This window comes from Sphingomonas sp. HT-1, from assembly GCF_048568905.1.
In the GTDB taxonomy this organism is placed as follows: Bacteria; Pseudomonadota; Alphaproteobacteria; order Sphingomonadales; family Sphingomonadaceae; genus Sphingomonas.
The window spans coordinates 3,160,267-3,176,836 of the sequence record NZ_CP183770.1 but is presented as its reverse complement, the minus strand read 5'-3'; the positions used below and the strand labels follow the sequence as shown (position 1 = coordinate 3,176,836).

The 16,570-nt window shown below is 67.8% G+C and carries 18 protein-coding genes and 1 tRNA gene; 5 read left to right on the top strand and 14 right to left on the bottom strand.

The window, feature by feature from the left end; genetic code table 11:
- Positions 1 to 55 precede the first annotated feature (55 nt).
- From ACNFJ7_RS14790 to ACNFJ7_RS14775, 4 genes are all read right to left on the bottom strand, one after another.
- A complete protein-coding gene (locus ACNFJ7_RS14790) occupies positions 56 to 799 on the bottom strand; it encodes a YebC/PmpR family DNA-binding transcriptional regulator (RefSeq protein ID WP_019369825.1) in 744 nt (247 codons plus the stop codon).
- 84 nt (positions 800 to 883) lie between these two features.
- Positions 884 to 1,120, bottom strand: a complete 237-nt coding sequence (locus ACNFJ7_RS14785) for a DUF2312 domain-containing protein (RefSeq protein ID WP_010543233.1) — start codon at positions 1,118 to 1,120, stop codon at positions 884 to 886.
- A gap of 395 nt (positions 1,121 to 1,515) precedes the next feature.
- Positions 1,516 to 2,841, bottom strand: a complete 1,326-nt coding sequence (locus ACNFJ7_RS14780; RefSeq protein WP_019369824.1) for a metal-dependent hydrolase family protein — start codon at positions 2,839 to 2,841, stop codon at positions 1,516 to 1,518.
- Between the two features lie 29 nt (positions 2,842 to 2,870).
- Positions 2,871 to 3,245, bottom strand: coding sequence for a DUF1244 domain-containing protein (locus ACNFJ7_RS14775; RefSeq protein WP_019369823.1), 375 nt, complete (start codon positions 3,243 to 3,245; stop codon positions 2,871 to 2,873).
- Between the two features lie 72 nt (positions 3,246 to 3,317).
- Here ACNFJ7_RS14775 and pyk point away from each other — a divergent pair, with 72 nt between their 5' ends.
- Positions 3,318 to 4,787, top strand: coding sequence for a pyruvate kinase (gene pyk, locus ACNFJ7_RS14770; protein ID WP_026009188.1), 1,470 nt, complete (start codon positions 3,318 to 3,320; stop codon positions 4,785 to 4,787).
- A 46-nt stretch (positions 4,788 to 4,833) separates the two neighbouring features.
- Here pyk and ACNFJ7_RS14765 read toward each other — a convergent pair whose 3' ends face one another.
- Genes ACNFJ7_RS14765 through ACNFJ7_RS14755 form a run of 3 tightly spaced genes read right to left on the bottom strand, consistent with a single transcriptional unit; the run spans position 4,834 to position 6,436 of the window.
- Positions 4,834 to 5,469, bottom strand: coding sequence for a heme exporter protein CcmB (locus ACNFJ7_RS14765; protein ID WP_019369821.1), 636 nt, complete (start codon positions 5,467 to 5,469; stop codon positions 4,834 to 4,836).
- Complete coding sequence (ccmA, locus tag ACNFJ7_RS14760) at positions 5,466 to 6,035, bottom strand: heme ABC exporter ATP-binding protein CcmA (RefSeq protein ID WP_019369820.1); 570 nt, start codon at positions 6,033 to 6,035, stop codon at positions 5,466 to 5,468. The genes ACNFJ7_RS14765 and ccmA overlap by 4 nt, the downstream gene beginning before the upstream one ends.
- Complete coding sequence (locus tag ACNFJ7_RS14755) at positions 6,032 to 6,436, bottom strand: metallopeptidase family protein (RefSeq protein ID WP_019369819.1); 405 nt, start codon at positions 6,434 to 6,436, stop codon at positions 6,032 to 6,034. The genes ccmA and ACNFJ7_RS14755 overlap by 4 nt, the downstream gene beginning before the upstream one ends.
- A 47-nt stretch (positions 6,437 to 6,483) precedes the next feature.
- Between ACNFJ7_RS14755 and ACNFJ7_RS14750 the strand changes: the two genes are divergently transcribed.
- Positions 6,484 to 6,777, top strand: coding sequence for a 4a-hydroxytetrahydrobiopterin dehydratase (locus ACNFJ7_RS14750; RefSeq protein ID WP_019369818.1), 294 nt, complete (start codon positions 6,484 to 6,486; stop codon positions 6,775 to 6,777).
- Between the two features lie 173 nt (positions 6,778 to 6,950).
- Here ACNFJ7_RS14750 and ACNFJ7_RS14745 read toward each other — a convergent pair whose 3' ends face one another.
- Positions 6,951 to 7,685, bottom strand: a complete 735-nt coding sequence (locus ACNFJ7_RS14745) for an energy transducer TonB (protein ID WP_019369817.1) — start codon at positions 7,683 to 7,685, stop codon at positions 6,951 to 6,953.
- Between the two features lie 93 nt (positions 7,686 to 7,778).
- On the opposite strand from ACNFJ7_RS14745, the gene ACNFJ7_RS14740 reads away from it, so the two are divergent.
- Together ACNFJ7_RS14740 and ACNFJ7_RS14735 are read left to right on the top strand one after the other, a co-directional pair.
- Entirely contained in the window at positions 7,779 to 8,105 is a 327-nt protein-coding gene (locus tag ACNFJ7_RS14740) for a hypothetical protein (RefSeq protein ID WP_019369816.1), read from the top strand.
- 113 nt (positions 8,106 to 8,218) lie between these two features.
- Positions 8,219 to 10,015, top strand: a complete 1,797-nt coding sequence (locus tag ACNFJ7_RS14735) for an aminopeptidase P family protein (protein WP_019369815.1) — start codon at positions 8,219 to 8,221, stop codon at positions 10,013 to 10,015.
- A gap of 34 nt (positions 10,016 to 10,049) precedes the next feature.
- On the opposite strand, the gene ACNFJ7_RS14730 is transcribed toward ACNFJ7_RS14735, so the two are convergent.
- Positions 10,050 to 10,187 (bottom strand): hypothetical protein, encoded by a 138-nt coding sequence (locus ACNFJ7_RS14730; RefSeq protein ID WP_019369814.1) that lies wholly within the window; start codon positions 10,185 to 10,187, stop codon positions 10,050 to 10,052.
- A 101-nt stretch (positions 10,188 to 10,288) separates the two neighbouring features.
- Between ACNFJ7_RS14730 and ACNFJ7_RS14725 the strand changes: the two genes are divergently transcribed.
- Positions 10,289 to 10,363, top strand: a tRNA-Thr gene (locus tag ACNFJ7_RS14725).
- A gap of 8 nt (positions 10,364 to 10,371) precedes the next feature.
- On the opposite strand, the gene ACNFJ7_RS14720 is transcribed toward ACNFJ7_RS14725, so the two are convergent.
- From ACNFJ7_RS14720 to ACNFJ7_RS14700, 5 genes are all read right to left on the bottom strand, one after another.
- Positions 10,372 to 12,765, bottom strand: a complete 2,394-nt coding sequence (locus tag ACNFJ7_RS14720) for a hypothetical protein (RefSeq protein ID WP_026009187.1) — start codon at positions 12,763 to 12,765, stop codon at positions 10,372 to 10,374.
- A 130-nt stretch (positions 12,766 to 12,895) separates the two neighbouring features.
- Complete coding sequence (locus ACNFJ7_RS14715; RefSeq protein ID WP_019369812.1) at positions 12,896 to 14,182, bottom strand: OmpP1/FadL family transporter; 1,287 nt, start codon at positions 14,180 to 14,182, stop codon at positions 12,896 to 12,898.
- A 40-nt stretch (positions 14,183 to 14,222) separates the two neighbouring features.
- Positions 14,223 to 14,624, bottom strand: a complete 402-nt coding sequence (locus tag ACNFJ7_RS14710) for a DUF2147 domain-containing protein (RefSeq protein ID WP_019369811.1) — start codon at positions 14,622 to 14,624, stop codon at positions 14,223 to 14,225.
- Between the two features lie 302 nt (positions 14,625 to 14,926).
- Entirely contained in the window at positions 14,927 to 15,568 is a 642-nt protein-coding gene (gene upp / locus ACNFJ7_RS14705) for a uracil phosphoribosyltransferase (protein ID WP_019369810.1), read from the bottom strand.
- A 73-nt stretch (positions 15,569 to 15,641) separates the two neighbouring features.
- On the bottom strand, positions 15,642 to 16,496 hold the full coding sequence (locus tag ACNFJ7_RS14700; protein ID WP_019369809.1) for an IclR family transcriptional regulator: 855 nt from the start codon (positions 16,494 to 16,496) through the stop codon (positions 15,642 to 15,644).
- Positions 16,497 to 16,570 lie beyond the last annotated feature (74 nt).

Genomic DNA, 16,570 nt, shown 5'->3' with positions numbered 1-16,570 from the left:
TCGGCCATGCCCCACCCCAACCCCTCCCCTGAAGGGGAGGGGCTTAGGTTGAAGATCAACCCAGCTTCTCCATGACGTCGTCAGGAACTTCGTAATTCCCCCAGACCGTCTGGACGTCGTCGTCGTCGTCCAGCGCATCGATCAGCTTGAACAGCGTCGCCGCATCGTCCGCGCCCACCGTCACCATGGTCTGCGGCCGCCAGGCGAGCTTGGCGCCTTCGGACTCGCCGAGTACCGGCTCCAGTGCCTTGGCGACTTCATGCAGGTCCCCCTGCGCGGTCCAGATCTCGTGGCCGTCCTCGCTGCTGCTGACATCCTCGGCGCCCGCTTCCAACGCGGCCTCGAACACCTTCTCGGCGTCGCCCGCGCTCGCTGGATAGGTGATCAGGCCCATGCGATCGAAGCCGTGGCTCACCGAACCGGCCGTGCCGAGGTTGCCGCCGTTCTTCGACACCGCAGTGCGCACATTGGTCGCGGTGCGGTTGCGGTTGTCGGTCAGCGCCTCGATGATCAGCGAGACGCCTGCCGGGCCGAAGCCCTCGTAGCGGATCTCTTCGTAATTCTCGCCCTCGCCCTTGCTGGCCTTATCCAGCGCGCGCTGAATATTGTCCTTGGGCATCGACTGCGCCTTGGCGGCGTTGATCGCCGCGCGCAGGCGCGGGTTCATGTCCGGATCGGGCAGGCCCGACTTGGCCGCGACGGTGATTTCGCGGCTGAGCTTGGAGAACATCGCCGAGCGCTTCTTATCCTGCGCGCCCTTGCGGTGCATGATGTTCTTGAATTTGGAATGGCCTGCCATGGTGAACCCGAACTGCCTGCGGTTTGGAAGAAGTGGAAGCGCTCGCCTTAGCGCGGATGCCCGGCGAGCGCCAACAAGGCGGGCTTAGATGCCCAGCGCCTGCTTGTAGGTTTCGAGCAGCATCTCAGCCTCTTCGCGGTGATGCTTTTCCATCTTCCGCAGGCGAACGATGGTGCGCATCGTCTTCACGTCGAAGCCGGTCGACTTGGCTTCGGCATAGACGTCCTTGATGTCGTCGGCGATGCCCTTCTTCTCCTCTTCGAGACGCTCGACACGCTCGATCAGGAGGCGGAGCTGCTCGGCGGAAATATTGTCGGACATGGGTGTTCTAGCTCCTGAAGCATGGGATCGGACGAACGCGCCGCGCGAGGGTCGCGCCGGCCGGATCGTCCGACAAGGATACGGAATCAGGCGGGCCCTGTACGCCAGCCGGAGCTTCCGCTCAACCTTAGAGCGTGATGACATGGTTTCGACACGCCGTGATTGCCCTGCGCCGTTCGTCGGCTAGGAGCATCGCGCAGCGCGGGCTGGTGGCCCGTGCAAGCGGTGCGACGACGTCCGGCGGGCGGCGCAGGGCAACCGCGAAGCGGCGGGCCGATTTTGGCCCGTGGCGTCGTCCCTCGTCGGTCACGGGGGCAAAGCCCCGCCCCTCCTCGCTCCTAGCCACAAGCCAAAATCGGCTCCGTCACGGCGTGTCGCAACCATGCCATCACGCTCTAGTCCTGCGGGAAGACCTGCCGCTTGCCGCCCAGCTTGTGCACCACGCCGCCGCGGACCACCGTGTCGATGCGCTCCAGCACGGTTACGTCCTGCAGCGGATCGCCCGCAACGGCGATCAGGTCCGCCGCCTTGCCGGGCTCGAGCGAGCCGAGCTGGTCCTTGCGGCCGAGTGCATCGGCGGCATCCAGCGTCGCCGCGCGAATCGCCGACGCCGGCGTAAGCCCCGCCCGGACCAGCAGCGCGAATTCCCTGGCATTCTCGCCATGCCGCGACACGCCGGTATCGGTGCCGAACGCGACCTTGACGCCGGCCTTGATCGCCTTGGCATGGCTAGCCGCCGCGGCCGCCGCCGCCGCTTCAGCCTTGGGGATGGTGGCAGGCGGCAACTTGCCGGCGCGGGCATTGGCGAGCGCGGTGACCGGCGCGATCATCGTCGGCACCAGCCAGGTGCCGCGCGCCTTCATCGCCGCGATTGTCGCGTCGTCGAGGAAGCTGCCATGCTCGATCGTGTCGGCCCCCGCCTCCACTGCTCCGCGCACGCCCTCCGCCGCATGGGCGTGGACCGCGACTCGGCGGCCGAAGGCATGCGCCGTATCGACGATTGCCTTCATTTCTTCGTCGGACATCTGCTTGCCGAGGCCGCCGGCGACGTTGGAGAGTACGCCGCCGGTGGCCGCGAACTTGATCACCTGCGCGCCAAGACCGATCTGCTGGCGCACCGCGCGGCGGCAATCATCGGGGCCGTCGCAAGTGTTAATCTGCCGGTGCGCCACCGCCTCGGCATATTCCTCGGCCAGCCCGTTGGTGCCGTCGCCATGCCCACCGGAGACCGAGACCATGCGCCCGGCATTGACGATTCGCGGCCCGGCGACTGCGCCCCGCTCCACCGCGTCGCGCAGCGCCCGGATCGCGCGCGGGTTGCTGCCCAGGTCACGAACCGTCGTGAAGCCCGCCTCCAGGTCGCGCCGCGCATCCTCGATGCCGATGACGAATTCGTCGGCCTCATCCTCGGTGAGCGCATTCATCCGCTCCTTCAGCGGATCGCCCTCGGAGAAGAGGTGGACATGGAGGTCGATCAGGCCAGGGAGCACGAACTTGTCGCGCAGGTCGATCAAGGTCGCCCCGGCTTCCGGCGCGACGAAACCATCTCGCACTTCGGCGACCTTGCCGTCACGCAGGATGAGGGTGCTGTTTCCGCGCGGGGCCTGGCCCGGCCGATCGAGCAGCCGCCCCGCCTGGACATAGGTGACGCCGACGGATGTCTGCGCGAGTGCCGGACAGGCCGCGGTGCACGCAAGCGCGGCCAGAAACAGCTTCTTCATCCTCTCAATCCCCCTGAAGCGCCCCCGGCTCAGGCGTGGGGGTCAGTCATGCTGGGAGGATCACTGGCCGGGAAGCTCTCGTCAAGCGCCTCGTCCAGCGCGTCCTCGCGGCCTTCGTTCTTCTTCAGGCTTTCTTCCATGCGCGCCAGCTGCTCGGGCGTGGCCTCGCTCTGGTACTTCGCCTTCCAGTCGGACTGCTCCATGCCGTAGACGATTCGACGCGCATCGGCCTTGGCGATGCCGGGGTCCGCTTCGTGGATCCAGTCGCCCAGGCAGTTCCGGCAAAAGCCCGAAAGCCCCATCAGATCAATGTTCTGGGCGTCATGCCGGTGCCGCAGATGGCGCACCAGCCGGCGGAACGCTTGGGCCGCTGTTGCGTCGTCCAGGCGATCAAGTTCATCCATTCGGCACCTCCGGAGTTGATGTTAACGCATTTGGGGCTAGAGGCGGGCACGCACAAGCCGAGGAAGACAACGATGACACAGGCGATCTCCCCCCGCTCGCGCAAGGTGCGCGTTCTGGCAACCTTGGGACCGGCCAGCGCCTCCCCCGAAATGATCGAGCGCCTGTTCCGCGCCGGCGCCGATGCGTTTCGCATCAACATGAGCCATGGCGATCAGGCCTCGAAGATCCCGCTGTTCGAAGCCATCCGCGCGATGGAGAAGACCACCGGCCGCCCGACGACGATTCTGGCCGATCTCCAAGGCCCGAAGCTGCGCGTCGGCAAGTTCGCCGAGGGCAAGGTGATGCTTGTCACTGGGCATGAATTCACGCTCGATCGCAATCCCGCCCCGGGCGACGCCACCCGCGTCGAGCTGCCGCACCGGGAAATCTTTGAAGCGGCGCACCCCGATGCGCGCCTGCTGCTCGACGATGGCAAGCTGGTGCTGCGCGTGACCGACGTGGCGCACGATCGGCTGACGACGATCGTCGAGGTCGGCGGCCCGCTTTCCAACAACAAGGGCCTGAACGTGCCCGACATGGTGCTGCCGCTCGCCGCGCTCACCGACAAGGACCGGAGCGACCTGAGCTTCGCCGTCGAGCAGGGCGCCGACTGGATCGCGCTGAGCTTCGTGCAGCGTCCCGAGGACCTGATGGAGGCCCGCCGCCTGATCGGCGGCAAGGCAGCACTGCTCGCCAAGATCGAGAAGCCGAGCGCGATCGCGCGTCTGGACGAGATCATGGAGCAGTGCGACGGCGTGATGGTCGCCCGCGGCGACCTGGGCGTCGAGCTGCCGCCGCAGTCGGTGCCGCCATTGCAGAAGCGCATCGTCGAGACCGCCCGTCGGCTGGGCCGGCCAGTAATCGTCGCCACGCAGATGCTCGAATCGATGATCGAGAGCCCCTCGCCCACGCGCGCGGAAGTGTCCGACGTGGCGACCGCCGTCTATGACGGCGCCGACGCGATCATGCTTTCGGCCGAGAGCGCGGCGGGCAAGTGGCCGGTCGAATCGGTGTCGATGATGAACTCGATCGCCGACGCGGTGGAGCGCGATCCGGCGCATGGCGACCGCGTCCACTTCACCGTCACCAAGCCCGATCCGACAACCGCCGACGCGCTCGCCGAAGCGGCGAAGAACATCGCCAGCACGGTTTCGGCGGCGGCGATCATCTGCTTCACCAGCTCGGGCTCGACCGCCCGGCGCATCGCCCGCGAGCGGCCTTCGGTGCCGATCCTGGTGCTCACCCCGGAGCGCGACACCGCACGCCGTCTGGGCCTGTTGTGGGGCACGCATGCGGTGAACACCCGCGACGTCGATTCGTTCGAGGAAATGGTCGCCAAGGCCAAGCGCATGGCGCTGCGCCACGGCATCGCCAAGGCGGGCGACCGAGTGATCGTCTGCGCCGGCGTACCGTTCAAGACGCCCGGTTCCACCAACGTGCTGCACGTCGTCACCATCCTGGGCGACGAGCTGACCAACTATCAGGGGCCGGAAGGCAACTGAGGCACCCTTCTCCCTCCCCCTTTCTTCGGGGGGAGGGAGAAGCCGGCTAGCCCCGCCCCATCCGCATCGCCGCGCCGGCGACCCAAGGGCAGCCCGCCACCAGCAACAAGCTGATCGCCGCGAGCAGCTTGATCGCGCCGGGTTCGCCGCCGGTGGCGCCGGCACCGAAGATCAGCAGCGGCACCGCGAAGGGCAGCATCACCAGCCCGGCCAGCGCGCCTGCGCCGCGCAGCCCCGCCACCAGCGCCGCCGTCGCCACACCCAGCCCCGCCAGCCCCGGCGTTCCGATCGCCAGTCCGAGCAGGATCGTGCCCAACGCGGCGCCCGATACGTGCAACAATGCGGCCGCAAGGCAGGTCGCCGCCAGCAGCGCCGGGCCGAAGCCGAGCCAATGGCCGAGCATCTTGGCTGCCGCGATGCTGGCATCGGAATAGCCCCGCGCCACCAACTGATCGAGCACGCCGCTCTCGGCATCGGGCGTCACCAGCCGCTCGACCGGGAGCAAGGCGGCGAGCAGCGCCGCCGCCCAGATCACGCCGCCACCGATCCGCGCGAGCAGCCGCCCGTCCGGCCCGATCGCAAAGGGGAACAGGATCGCGACCAGCAGGAAGAAGGCGATCGGCAGCACCAGCCCGCCGCTGCTCCACGCGCGCCGCAATTCGCGCCAGACCAGCGCGATCACAGCCGTATCTCCCGCGCGCCGGGAAGTCCGATCGGCTGATGCGTAGCGACCAGCACGATGCCGCCGTCCGCCCGGTGCGCGGCGATCCGCGCCTCCAGCATCCCGATAGACGCGGTGTCGAGGCCATTGGCGGGCTCGTCGAGCAGCCACACCGGCGCGCCGCTGGCCAGCACCCGCGCGAACGCAGCCCGCCGCCGCTGTCCGGTGGAGAGCAGCCGCACTGGCACATCGGCGATGTCCGCCAATCCCACCGCATCTAGCGCCGCGCCTACCGCGGCCGTCCGCTGGTCCAGCCCCGCCCAGAAGCCGAGCGCTGCGGCCAGGCTGCGTTCCGCATCGAGCGCCGCGCTTTCGCTGAGCAATGCCCGGGCGCCGTCCCCCCTCACGCGGCCGCCCAGCGGGGCCAATAGGCCCGCGGCGATGCGGATCAGGCTCGATTTGCCGACGCCGTTCGGCCCCTGCACCAGCCCAGCCTCCCCGGCAGCCAGCACAAAGCCGAGCCCTTCGAAGAGGATCCGCCCGCCGCGCAGGCAGGTGACGTTCTCAAAGGCCAGGCTGCTGCTCAATCGTCGGCGTCTTCCAGCGCGTGCATGTCTTCGTCGGAAAGGCCGAAATGATGTCCGACTTCGTGGATCACGACATGGTGGACCAGCCGCTCGAGCGATTCGCCGGTTTCGACCCACTCGTCGAGGATCGGGCGGCGATAGAGGTGGATACGATCGGGCAATGCGCCCGAGTCGAATGCCGATTTCTCGCCGATCGGCCGGCCGTGATAGAGGCCGCTCAGCGCGAAAGGGTCGTCGATGTCGAGCGCATCGAGCGTATCTTCGTCGGCGAACTCCTCCACCAGCAGCACCACGTCCGCCAAGTGCGACTGGAATGGCTCCGGGATGCGCGCCAGCGCGGCGCGGGCGAGCCGCTCGATCAGCGCCGCATCGGGGGCGAGGGTTGGTGCTTGCTCCGGCATGCTCCAAGGCATAGGCGGATGCGCGGAGCGGGAGCAAGGAGGCATCTATGGTAGCGCGATTGACCGACGGACTTCGCGAGGAATCGCTCGCCGCCCTGCCGGCCTGGACCTATGATCCCGCCCGCGACGCGATCACCCGCCGCTTCCTGTTCGCCGATTTCGGCGAGGCCTTCGCCTTCATGACCCGGGTGGCGCTGATCGCGGAAAAGGCCGATCACCATCCCGAATGGTCCAACGTGTGGAACCGCGTGGACGTGCTGCTGACCACCCATGATGCGGGCGGGCTTTCTACGCGCGACCTGCAGATGGCCGCGGCGATCGACGCGCTGGCGAAGGGGTAATCGACGACCGCCAATCCTGTGCCCGGCGGGTGGCGAGTCGCGTGGTGGGCGAAGGGATAACAGGGCGTACAAGATGATCGTCCTTCCCGCGAAGCCGGGGATGACGATGACGTTCGGCCCTATTCGATAATCCGCCCAGCGGGAGGGCGGGAGACAAAGGGCAAGCTTCGCCGCTATTGCCCGGCGTCTTCCCGCTCGTAGAGATCCCAGCGATGTTCGCCGGTCACCGTATCGGAATAGGGGCGGCCGGCTGCATCCTTGCTCGGCACGTAGCGGAAGCGTTTCTGGATCAGCTTGCAGGTGGTTTCGTCCAAGTCTCGATTGCCGCTGCTGCGCGTGACGGTGCAGCTCGAAACGCGTCCGTTCACACCCACGACGAAGCGCAGCCCCACCGTGCCGCTGAAACCGGCATTCAGTGCCCGACGCGGATAATCGGCATCGGTGATCCGCCCGCCAATCCAGCGGAGCGGCTCTCCGCCCCCGCCGCCAGGCCCATCGCCACTGCCCCCGCTACCTGTGCCGGCGCCCTCGCCACCCGCACCAGTCCCCGGGCCCGCCACGGGTGCGGCGCCCGAGGAAGAGTCGCTCGCGGTGGCGGGCTTCGGTGCCGTCACCAGCGGCGGCGGTTGCAGCACAATCGGCGGCGGCGGAGCGACGATCTCGGTGGCCCGGGAGACTCGGTTGGGCGGTGCCGCCGCTCCCTCCTCTTTGGGGGCCGCACGACGTTTAGCGGGCTCGGGCGCAGGCGGCTGCGGGGGTGGCGGGACGTCGAAGCTGAGCAGGCTGGCACCCGCGCCGTCGCGCGTGCCCTGCTGCACGCCTAGGCCCGCCAACAGAAGGGCGGCGAGCAGCGCCTCGACCGCAATCGCCGCGGCCGCACCACGGAGCCGGACGCTGCCGGTTCTCACCGCCCGCCCAATCGTTGTTGCGGGTTCATGCAACCGAAATGCGGCATGGCACATTGATACGCATCGAACACGAACCAAAGATGGGGTCCGAATATGCGTAAGACAATCGCCGCGCTCGCCGCCTTTGCCCTGGTAATGCCGGTCGCCATGCCGATCACGGCAGCGAATGCCCAGCAGCGCTACGAAGGCAAGTCGAAGTCGAGTCGCAACTATCGCTATGTGAAAAAGTGTCGCAAGTCGAAGGGCGAAGCCGGCCTGATCGCGGGCGGCGTCGCCGGTGCCCTGGCGGGTCCGTCGGTGGTCGGCGGCGGCCTTCTGGGTGCCGCCGCGGGCGGTGTTGCCGGTGCGCTCGGCGGCCGGGCCATCGATCGGTCGATCACTGCGAAGAACCGCTGCACCTATGTGCGCGTCCGTCGCTGATCTACCTTGGGGGCGGGCGCAGTCCCGCCCCTTTCCAAACGTCCCTGCATCGGCCAGAAACCGGCCATGATCGCGGCGCCCGGCGCCGCCGACACGATGCAGGAAGTTCATTCATGTCCAGCTATGCCGATCGTCTGAACGCCCTGCGGGAACAGCTTTCCCGCGACGCGCTCGACGGCTTTGTCGTGCCGCTCACCGACGAGCACATGTCCGAATATGTCGGCGCCTACGCCCAGCGCCTCGCCTGGCTCACCGGCTTCCAAGGCTCGGCGGGCACCGCCGTGGTGCTGCCACAGGAAGCGGCGATCTTCACCGATGGGCGCTATACGCTGCAGGTCCGCCAGCAGGTTTCGCACGAGCATTGGCACTATGTCGGCGTGCCTGCGACGAGCGTCGCCGACTGGCTGGCGGAGCACGCGCCGGATGGCGGCCGCATTGGCTATGATCCGTGGCTGCACACCCGAGCCTGGGTTGAGGAAGCGCGCAAGGCGCTGGCCGAGAAAGGAGCGACGCTCGTTGCCGTCGGCCGTAACCCCATCGATGCCGTCTGGGCCGATCAGCCCCGTCCTTCGGACGCGCCATTGGCGGTGCTCGACGAGGCGCTGGCCGGCAGATCCTCCGCCGCCAAGCGTGCCGAGATCGCCGACTGGCTCCAGGCCCGCAAGGCCGATGCCGTGGTGATCGCCGCGCTCGATTCGATCGCATGGACCTTCAACGTTCGCGGCGGCGACGTTGCCCACACGCCGGTCGCGCTCGCCTACACACTGGTGCACGCCGACGGCACCGCCGACCTCTTTGTCGCGCCGGACAAGGTCACCGATGCGGTGCGCCAGCATCTCGGCAACGCGGTGCGCATCCACGATCGCGCCGCCTTCGCCCCCGCGCTGGGCGGGCTCGCCGGCAAGCGAGTCGTCGCCGATCCGGGCAGCGCCGTGGCGGCGATCTTCGATGCGCTGGAGGCCGGCGGCGCCACCGTCGTCGCGCAGCGCGATCCGGTGATCCTCGCCAAGGCGATCAAGAATTCCGCGGAAGTGGCGGGCCACAAGGCGGCGCAGGCCCGCGACGGCGCCGCGCTCAGCCGCTTCCTGAAGTGGTTCGAGGAAACCGCGCCGCAAGGCGGGCTCACCGAACTGTCAGTGGCCGAAAAGCTGCGCGACTTCCGCGAGGCGACCGGTATGCTGAAGGACCTTTCCTTCGATACCATCTCGGCCACCGGCCCGAACGGCGCGATCCCGCACTACAAGGTCACCGAAAAATCGAGCCTTCCGATCGAACCCGGCCAGCTGTTCCTGATCGATTCGGGCGGCCAATATGGCGATGGCACCACCGACGTGACCAGGGTGATGCCGGTGGGCGCGGCGAGCCACGAGATGAAGGACCGCTTCACCCGCGTGCTGAAGGGCCATATCGCCATCGCCACCGCCATCTTCCCGGACGGCACCACCGGCGCACAGATCGACGGTTTCGCCCGCCGCCCGCTCTGGGAAGCTGGGCTCGATTTCGCCCACGGCACCGGCCACGGCGTCGGCGCCTATCTCTCGGTGCACGAGGGGCCGCAGCGCATCGCGCCGCCCTCCTATCCGGGCGGGCAGGCGCTGGAGCCCTTACGCGCTGGCATGTTCCTCTCGAACGAGCCGGGCTACTACAAGGCGGGCGAATACGGGATCCGCATCGAGAACCTCGTCCACATCATCGAGCGGACGATCCCCGGCGGCGACAAGCCGATGCTCGCGTTCGAGACACTCACCTTTGCTCCGATAGAGCGCAGCCTCATCCTGCCGGAACTGCTCAGCCCCGAGGAGCGCGCATGGCTGAACGCCTATCACGCCCAGGTGCTGGCGATCGTCGGCCCGCAGCTGGAGGGCGAGGAGCGCGCCTGGCTCGAAGCCAAGTGCGCGCCGATCGGGTGAGGTGGTTCGATCCCCCTCGCAGGGGTGGATCGAGCTAATCGCTTGATTCGTGGCGGTCGCCCGGTCCCTGGGCACCGGCTTCGGCCTTCGCCTCGCGCGCCTGCGCCTTTCGCCGGCGCAGGTTTTCGCGCAGCTTTTCGGCCAGCCGGGCCTGCTTTTCCACATCCTTCATGGCAATTGCGATAAACCGGCACGATGCGGGTTGACAATCGGCACCCGCGCTGCACATAGGCGCCTCCCGATTGGCGCTGGCCAGCGGGCATCGGAAACAGTGCTGCCGTAGCTCAGTGGTAGAGCGCATCCTTGGTAAGGCTGAGGTCGCGAGTTCAATCCTCGCCGGCAGCACCATTTCCCCTTCATTCACCGCCCGCCTGACGGGCCGGCGACTCTGCCTCCCCTAGCGTGACACCGACAACGGCATCGCCGGAATCGTGCAGCCGCACGAATAGCATCTTGCCCGCGAGCCGCGGCAGGCGAAGCGAGTCCCCAACAAAGCCTAGCGGAACGGAAGTGGCCTTGGCAAAGTCGGCGGTGGTGCTGACGGCAGACAAGAGGAACAGGTCGCGCCCATGCAGGTCGCATAGCTCCGTGCAGGTAACGCCGGTCAGCACCGGCAAACGCACCAGCGTCGCCAGCGGCTGCCAATTGCCCGCCACGCCATCCTGCACCAGCCGGAAGCGTAGCTGCCCCGCTACGCCCGGACCGAGCAGGGCGCGCGGATCAAACCGGGCGACGATCACGTCCCCCGCGACGCGCTGCAACGCGCCGTCGGCAAAGCCGAGCCGACCGGTAGCGCCGCCGGACATGGTCGCAATTTCCACATGGTCGCTGCGCGCCAGGCTGCCGCGCGCGATCTTGAACGAGAAGGCGATCGTGGCATCGGCCGGTAACAGGCCATCGGGCAGCGTGAGCGGCAGCGCGCCCGGCGCGGCAGCGCCCGATGCAGCCCGGCTGAGCAGCGCGGCCGCCGGACGCGGTTCGGCAATCTTCACCGCCAGGCGCACCGTTCGGCCGTCCTGCAGGCGAATCGTAGCTTCACCCGGCCCCGTCAGCGGTTCCGCGTCGGCGGCGAGCACGAGCCGATCGCCTTTCTCCCCTCGCGAAAGTGCCCCGGGCGCGAAGCGGACGCCGCCCAAGTCAAGCCCGGCTACCTGATCGAGACGCGCGCCTTCCAGCACGCCCTCGCGATCCCCGGCATGCAGCACGAAGCGGTCGATTCGACTCGCCTCGAGCCGGGCGGCGAGCTCCAGCGTCTCCGGCGCGGCGGTGCCGAAGCGGGCGATGGTAATCCCCATCTTGCCGGGCCGCGCGTCACCCAGCGGCAGCGTGGTGGAGATTTCGTCCTGCCCGGTGATCTTGAAGGTCAATGGCCGGGTGACGCCCTTCGCATCCCGCAGCACCAGCTGCGACACGCAAAAAGCCGCGCCGCCGCGCAGGACGAGGGGATGGTCGCGACCGACCACCACGCCCGCATCGGGCTCGGCATGCCACGCGCCGGCAGCATCGCGCTGGACGGGGAGCCGAGGCCCGGTGAACCCATCGAAGCCCCAGCGGCCCTGCAGCACCGCGTTGGAGACGGCGCCGAGATCTTCGGGCACGCCACCGGCCAAGCGCACACCACCTTTCTCGACGTCCGCCAGCACTGGCAAGCTCCGCGCCTTGCCGTCGGGGCCGGTCAGCTGCACCGCGAGGTCCCGTGCGTAGTCGGTGGCGTAGAGCAGCGGCGCATCGTCCAGCGGCAGCGCCAGATCGGGCTTGCCCAGGCACACCGGCGCCGGCCCGGCGGCGCGCCACAAGGGGCGGCTTGCCGGCCCGATCGGCGGCAAAGCGGCGACCAGCACCGATCGTGGGCTCTGGAAAGATGGCGCCGCATTGAGCAGCAACTGCATCTGTGCCGACCGGGCCAGCGATAGCGCCGGCAGATACTGATATTGGGGGCTGCGAAATGCGCCGAACAGCCGCGCCAGATCACGGGCCAAGCCGATATAGGGGCTGAAATAGCCCCCGCCGCCCTCGGGAGTCGCCGCGATTCGATAAGCGAGGTCCACAGGCGTGCCGGTCAGCGTTTCAGCCAGGGTGCTTCCGCGCTGTGCCTGGAGCACCAGATTGTCGCGATCCTGCGTCAGGCAGGCCGCCTGCAGCCCGCGCGGGCGCGAAAGGCATTCGGCCTTCAGCTTGATGCGCAGCGCATTGGCCAGCACGGGCGCAGCTTCCGCCAGCCGCTGGGGCGTCGCTTCGCCGATGCGCCCGATCGCGGTGACAAACGCATCCAGCCGTGCCCGATCAAGTGATGCCTGGTGCAGATCCTGCGCGGCGCGCACGAACACGCCCGGCCGCCCCCGTACCGCGTCGCGTACCGAATCGAACCCGCCGCCCGTCTCCGGTGCGAGCAGCACCACCGCCTGCTCTGCGCCATCGGGCACCTTCAGATCCAGCCGGTTCTTCTTCTTGCGCCAGGTTTCGGCCGCGTAGAACCAATCCTTTGGCGGGGGATTCGTCGCGCCGCGCAGGAACACGACGATCATCAGGTACCGCGCCGATTGATGCTCGGGGAAATCTGCTTCCACGCGGAGGCGATCGCCGGGCAACAGCGACGGCACGGCACCGATCGGAAGCTCAACGTCGCCGCGCGTCACGGTCAACGCCAGCACCGGCCCGGCCAGATCGAAGCCGTTCTGCTGGGCACGTGCGGGGACGGCGGCCAATACCAGCGCCGCCAGAAGTACAAGGAGTGAGGATACGCGAACCATGGCCGACCTATAGGGGAGACGCGCCAGCCTCCGCCAGCGCGCAGGCGCATGCGCCCGCCGCATCGCCGACGCCGTACCCCCCTGATAATCGCCATGCCGGCGAGCCGGTTCCACGGCCCGCCCGCATCCGTCAGAACCGCATACGTCCGCCCAGCGAGAAGACCAGCGCCCGCGCATTGCGCACCTCACCGGAGGTCAATATCGTCGAGCCGGCATCCACCGTCGGGCGATCGATGGTTGCATTGGCGAAGTCGACATAATTGGCCGCGGCATCCAGCGTGATCCGCGACGTGAGCGCATAGGAGCCGCCGAGCGCGAAGTTCCATCGGTTCGCATCGGGCACGCGGGCGTCGCGCCGACCATTCTGGGTCGGCGTGGTAGCGCGCTGCACGCCGCCGCGCAGCGTAAGAGCCGGTGACACGGCATAATCCACGCCGGCGGCATAGCTCCAGCTTTCGCGATATTGCTCGGGAATCGCGGCGTTAAGCGGCGCGCCAAGCCGGATGGCATCGAACTTGTCCCAGCCGAAATGCACCAGCTGCGCATTCAATGTAATCGCGTCATTCGCACGATAGCGCAGGCCGACGATGTGCTGCGCGGGTGTGTAGAAATCGGCCTCGACGCCGGAAAGCGTGCTGTTCCCCGGTGCAAGCGGCCCTACCAGTCCGCTGACCACCAGATCGCCCTTCAGCTTGTGACGGATGGCGGATTTGTAGCTGTAGCCGACCGTCACCCTATCGTTGTGCATCTGGAAGCCCGCGGTCCAGCCCACATCCCAGCCGTCGCCCTTCAGTTCCTGGCGGCCGTCCGGCAGCGTGGCAAGCACGTTGGGAAGCGCGTTGCTGAGGCTAGCATCGGTGTATTCGACATTCGCACCGGCGCCCACACGCAGCCAATCGGTTACCGACACCGCGACAGACGGCTGGATGTCGATCGTGCGCAGCCGCGTTTTGTCCGCGCTGTACCGCGCCCAGCTGTTCGCCGGATAATCGGTGGTGAAGCTGTATGGCGACGTGACTGCGAGGCCCAACGCCACCCCGCGCGCCACCGGCACCGCGATGGCACCGGACGGCAGCACGCCGTTGTTGATCGGGTTTCGCGAGATCGGGTCGCCGCCCACCGCGGTGGCGGGCTGGCCCGGCCGCGCGATGCGGGTGCCGGTATCGACCACTTGGCCGCGCGGGAGGATGAGCGAGGCGTTGAGCACCACCTCGCTCTCCGCCGCATCGGCGATCGCAGCCGGATTCCACCAAAGCGACGCGGCGCCCGTATCGGCGGCCTCGCCCGAAAATGCACGGCCGGCGGCGCGCGCGGACTGTTCCTGAAGATAAAAAGCCTGGGCGTGGGCCAGGCCCGTAAAGCCGCACAGGGCCGTCAGCCCAGTGCCGGCGGCAAACAGGGTACGCGTGTACAACATGATGTCCCTCGAAAATGTCAGAGGCCGGGAGACGCGCGCCTCAGCGCACCCGGGTCCAGGTCTGGGTTCGGCAGAACGGTTTGAAGACGCAGCCGCGCAGCTTCAGCTGATCGCGGCCGGCCAGGCGGATCTCGCCGCTATAGGTCTTGCCGTCTTCGGCATTGTAAATGCGCCCGCCGCGCCAGCCATCGGCAGCCGGCTGAAACCCTTCGAGGATCAGCAACCCGCGCAGCGGGCGGGTTCGCAACGGCGGCTTGGGGTTCTTCGCATCGCGCAGGCCGGGGTTCGCGCGCAACGCATCCGAGGTGAGAATTCTACCGCAAATCGAGGGGCCGCAACGCTGGATCTCGACGATCGCATTGCGCGTCTCCGTTTTCCAGCGGCCTTCGACACCCTCTCCCATCTGCGACGCGACCATCGCAGCAATCAAGCTGATCAGCATACTTATTATTCCACCAGCAACAACTCTCGCCACAGAAAAGTGTGGCAAGGAACGGCTATCGGTACGTTTACCTGAAAAGCCTTTCCTGACGGAAACCATACCGAACCATCAAAGTTCCGCAATGGCAGCATGGCTGATGACGGAGCGGACAGGCGGTATCGCGGGAGGGCAAGCACCAAAGCGCAACGTTGCGCGTCCTGCATGCCGTAACGGCAGGAAACCCGGCAGCCTGGCCGCCACACGGAGCAAAAAAATCCCGCAGGGGGCCTCGCCGACCCGCGAACTTCGATCGAATCGCCGGTTCAACCGGCGGCGAGCGTTCCGAAGCTGCGATCGCCCGCGTCGCCGAGACCGGGCACGATATAGCCATGGTCGTTCAGCGCCGGGTCTAAGCCCGCCGCCCAGATTGGCACGTCCGGGTGTGCCGCACGCACCGCCGCCACGCCGGGCGCGGCGGCTAGCAAACAGAGAAAGTTTAGGGACCGCGCGCCGACGCCCTTCAGCCGATCAAGCGCTGCAATTGCGCTGTGGCCGGTCGCCAGCATCGGATCGACGAGCAGCACCAGCCGATCGGCCAGATCCTCCGGTGCCTTGAAGTAATATTCAATCGCTTCCAGCGTCGCCGGATCGCGGTACAGCCCGAGATGCGCCACTGCCGCTTCGGGCAACAGATCCAACACGCCCTCCGCCATCGCCAGGCCCGCCCGCAGGATCGGCACGATCACCGGCGGCGGCCCCGCCAGCATTGGGGCAGCCATCGCTGTGATCGGCGTTTCGATCGACATTGCAGCCAGCGGCAGATGGCGCGTCGCCTCGTACCCGATCAGCGCAGCAATCGCCCGTAATTCGGTGCGGAACCGGGCGGTGGAGGTTTCGCGATTCCGCAGAACCGCCAGCTTATGCTGGACGAGCGGATGGCTGGCGATCGTGAGGCCGTCGATCATGCGAGCAGCACTGCCCGGTGCCGTCGCCTGGCGCAAGCTTTCGGGAAGCACGGGCCGGTGGCACCCGCTGGCGTTACGCCGGCTGGACGCGCACCGCCCGCCGCCGCCGGACCGGCGTGGCAACGGAGAGGCTGGGCACCACCGGCGCCTCGACCCGATCAAACCAGCCCAGCGCCGTGGAAATCGCGGTCGCGGTTGCCTTCAGACGCTCCAGCGCCTCGTCGTGCGAGACGTGCGGCGCGTCGTCGATCGCGGCGAGAAATGGGATGGTCAGCGCCGCCACGACATGGCCGTCGAACCCGAAGACCGGGCAGCTCATGTCGGATACGCCTGCCATCCGGGCGCTAGGGATCGATTCGTGCCCTTGCGCGCGCACCACCTCAAGGCGCGCGGCAAGCCCCTTGGGCAGCCCCTTCGGATACAGTGTGGCACGGCGTTCCGGCTCCATCGCCGCCAGCAGCACATGGCCCGAGCAGCTGGTAAGCAGGTCGATCTCGGTGCCCAGCCGCACTGCGAAGCCGGTCTGGCCTGGGCTTTCCTGCCGCGCCACGATTAGCCCGCGGGTGCCGTTCACCACCACCAGATGGCAGGACTGCACCGTCGCCGCGGCCAGGCTGTGCATCAGCGGCGTGGCGACATGAGTCAGCTCCTGCGCCGGGGTCGCACGATGGGCGATCTCCAGCACACGATAGGTGACGCGGTAGCGATCACTGCCGCCGTCCTTGTGCAGCCAGCCGCGCCGGTCGAGCACCACGATGATTCGAAACAGCTCGCTGATCGACCGGCCCAGCCGCTGCGCAATTTCGCTGATCGTCAGTCCCTGCGGCTCGCTGCTCAGCAGCTCGATCACGTCAATCGCCTTTTCCAGCGCAGGCGCGGCATAACTGGGGGATTTGTCGGCGGGTGCGGTCGATGCATGGTCGGTCATAAGGTAACGCTACCGAAAGCGACGCGGCCTGTCATGCCACTTGCGAAGAACGGCCGCTTACGCCTAAGAAGATG

Bases quoted from the DNA above. Each gene is read 5' to 3' on its own strand.
- ACNFJ7_RS14790 (WP_019369825.1), bottom strand. From the start codon at position 799: ATGGCAGGCCATTCCAAATTCAAGAACATCATGCACCGCAAGGGCGCG.
- ACNFJ7_RS14785 (WP_010543233.1), bottom strand. From the start codon at position 1,120: ATGTCCGACAATATTTCCGCCGAGCAGCTCCGCCTCCTGATCGAGCGT.
- ACNFJ7_RS14780 (WP_019369824.1), bottom strand. From the start codon at position 2,841: ATGAAGAAGCTGTTTCTGGCCGCGCTTGCGTGCACCGCGGCCTGTCCG.
- ACNFJ7_RS14775 (WP_019369823.1), bottom strand. From the start codon at position 3,245: ATGGATGAACTTGATCGCCTGGACGACGCAACAGCGGCCCAAGCGTTC.
- pyk (WP_026009188.1), top strand. From the start codon at position 3,318: ATGACACAGGCGATCTCCCCCCGCTCGCGCAAGGTGCGCGTTCTGGCA.
- ACNFJ7_RS14755 (WP_019369819.1), bottom strand. From the start codon at position 6,436: ATGCCGGAGCAAGCACCAACCCTCGCCCCCGATGCGGCGCTGATCGAG.
- ACNFJ7_RS14750 (WP_019369818.1), top strand. From the start codon at position 6,484: ATGGTAGCGCGATTGACCGACGGACTTCGCGAGGAATCGCTCGCCGCC.
- ACNFJ7_RS14740 (WP_019369816.1), top strand. From the start codon at position 7,779: ATGCGTAAGACAATCGCCGCGCTCGCCGCCTTTGCCCTGGTAATGCCG.
- ACNFJ7_RS14735 (WP_019369815.1), top strand. From the start codon at position 8,219: ATGTCCAGCTATGCCGATCGTCTGAACGCCCTGCGGGAACAGCTTTCC.
- ACNFJ7_RS14730 (WP_019369814.1), bottom strand. From the start codon at position 10,187: ATGAAGGATGTGGAAAAGCAGGCCCGGCTGGCCGAAAAGCTGCGCGAA.
- ACNFJ7_RS14720 (WP_026009187.1), bottom strand. From the start codon at position 12,765: ATGGTTCGCGTATCCTCACTCCTTGTACTTCTGGCGGCGCTGGTATTG.
- ACNFJ7_RS14715 (WP_019369812.1), bottom strand. From the start codon at position 14,182: ATGTTGTACACGCGTACCCTGTTTGCCGCCGGCACTGGGCTGACGGCC.
- ACNFJ7_RS14710 (WP_019369811.1), bottom strand. From the start codon at position 14,624: ATGCTGATCAGCTTGATTGCTGCGATGGTCGCGTCGCAGATGGGAGAG.
- upp (WP_019369810.1), bottom strand. From the start codon at position 15,568: ATGATCGACGGCCTCACGATCGCCAGCCATCCGCTCGTCCAGCATAAG.
- ACNFJ7_RS14700 (WP_019369809.1), bottom strand. From the start codon at position 16,496: ATGACCGACCATGCATCGACCGCACCCGCCGACAAATCCCCCAGTTAT.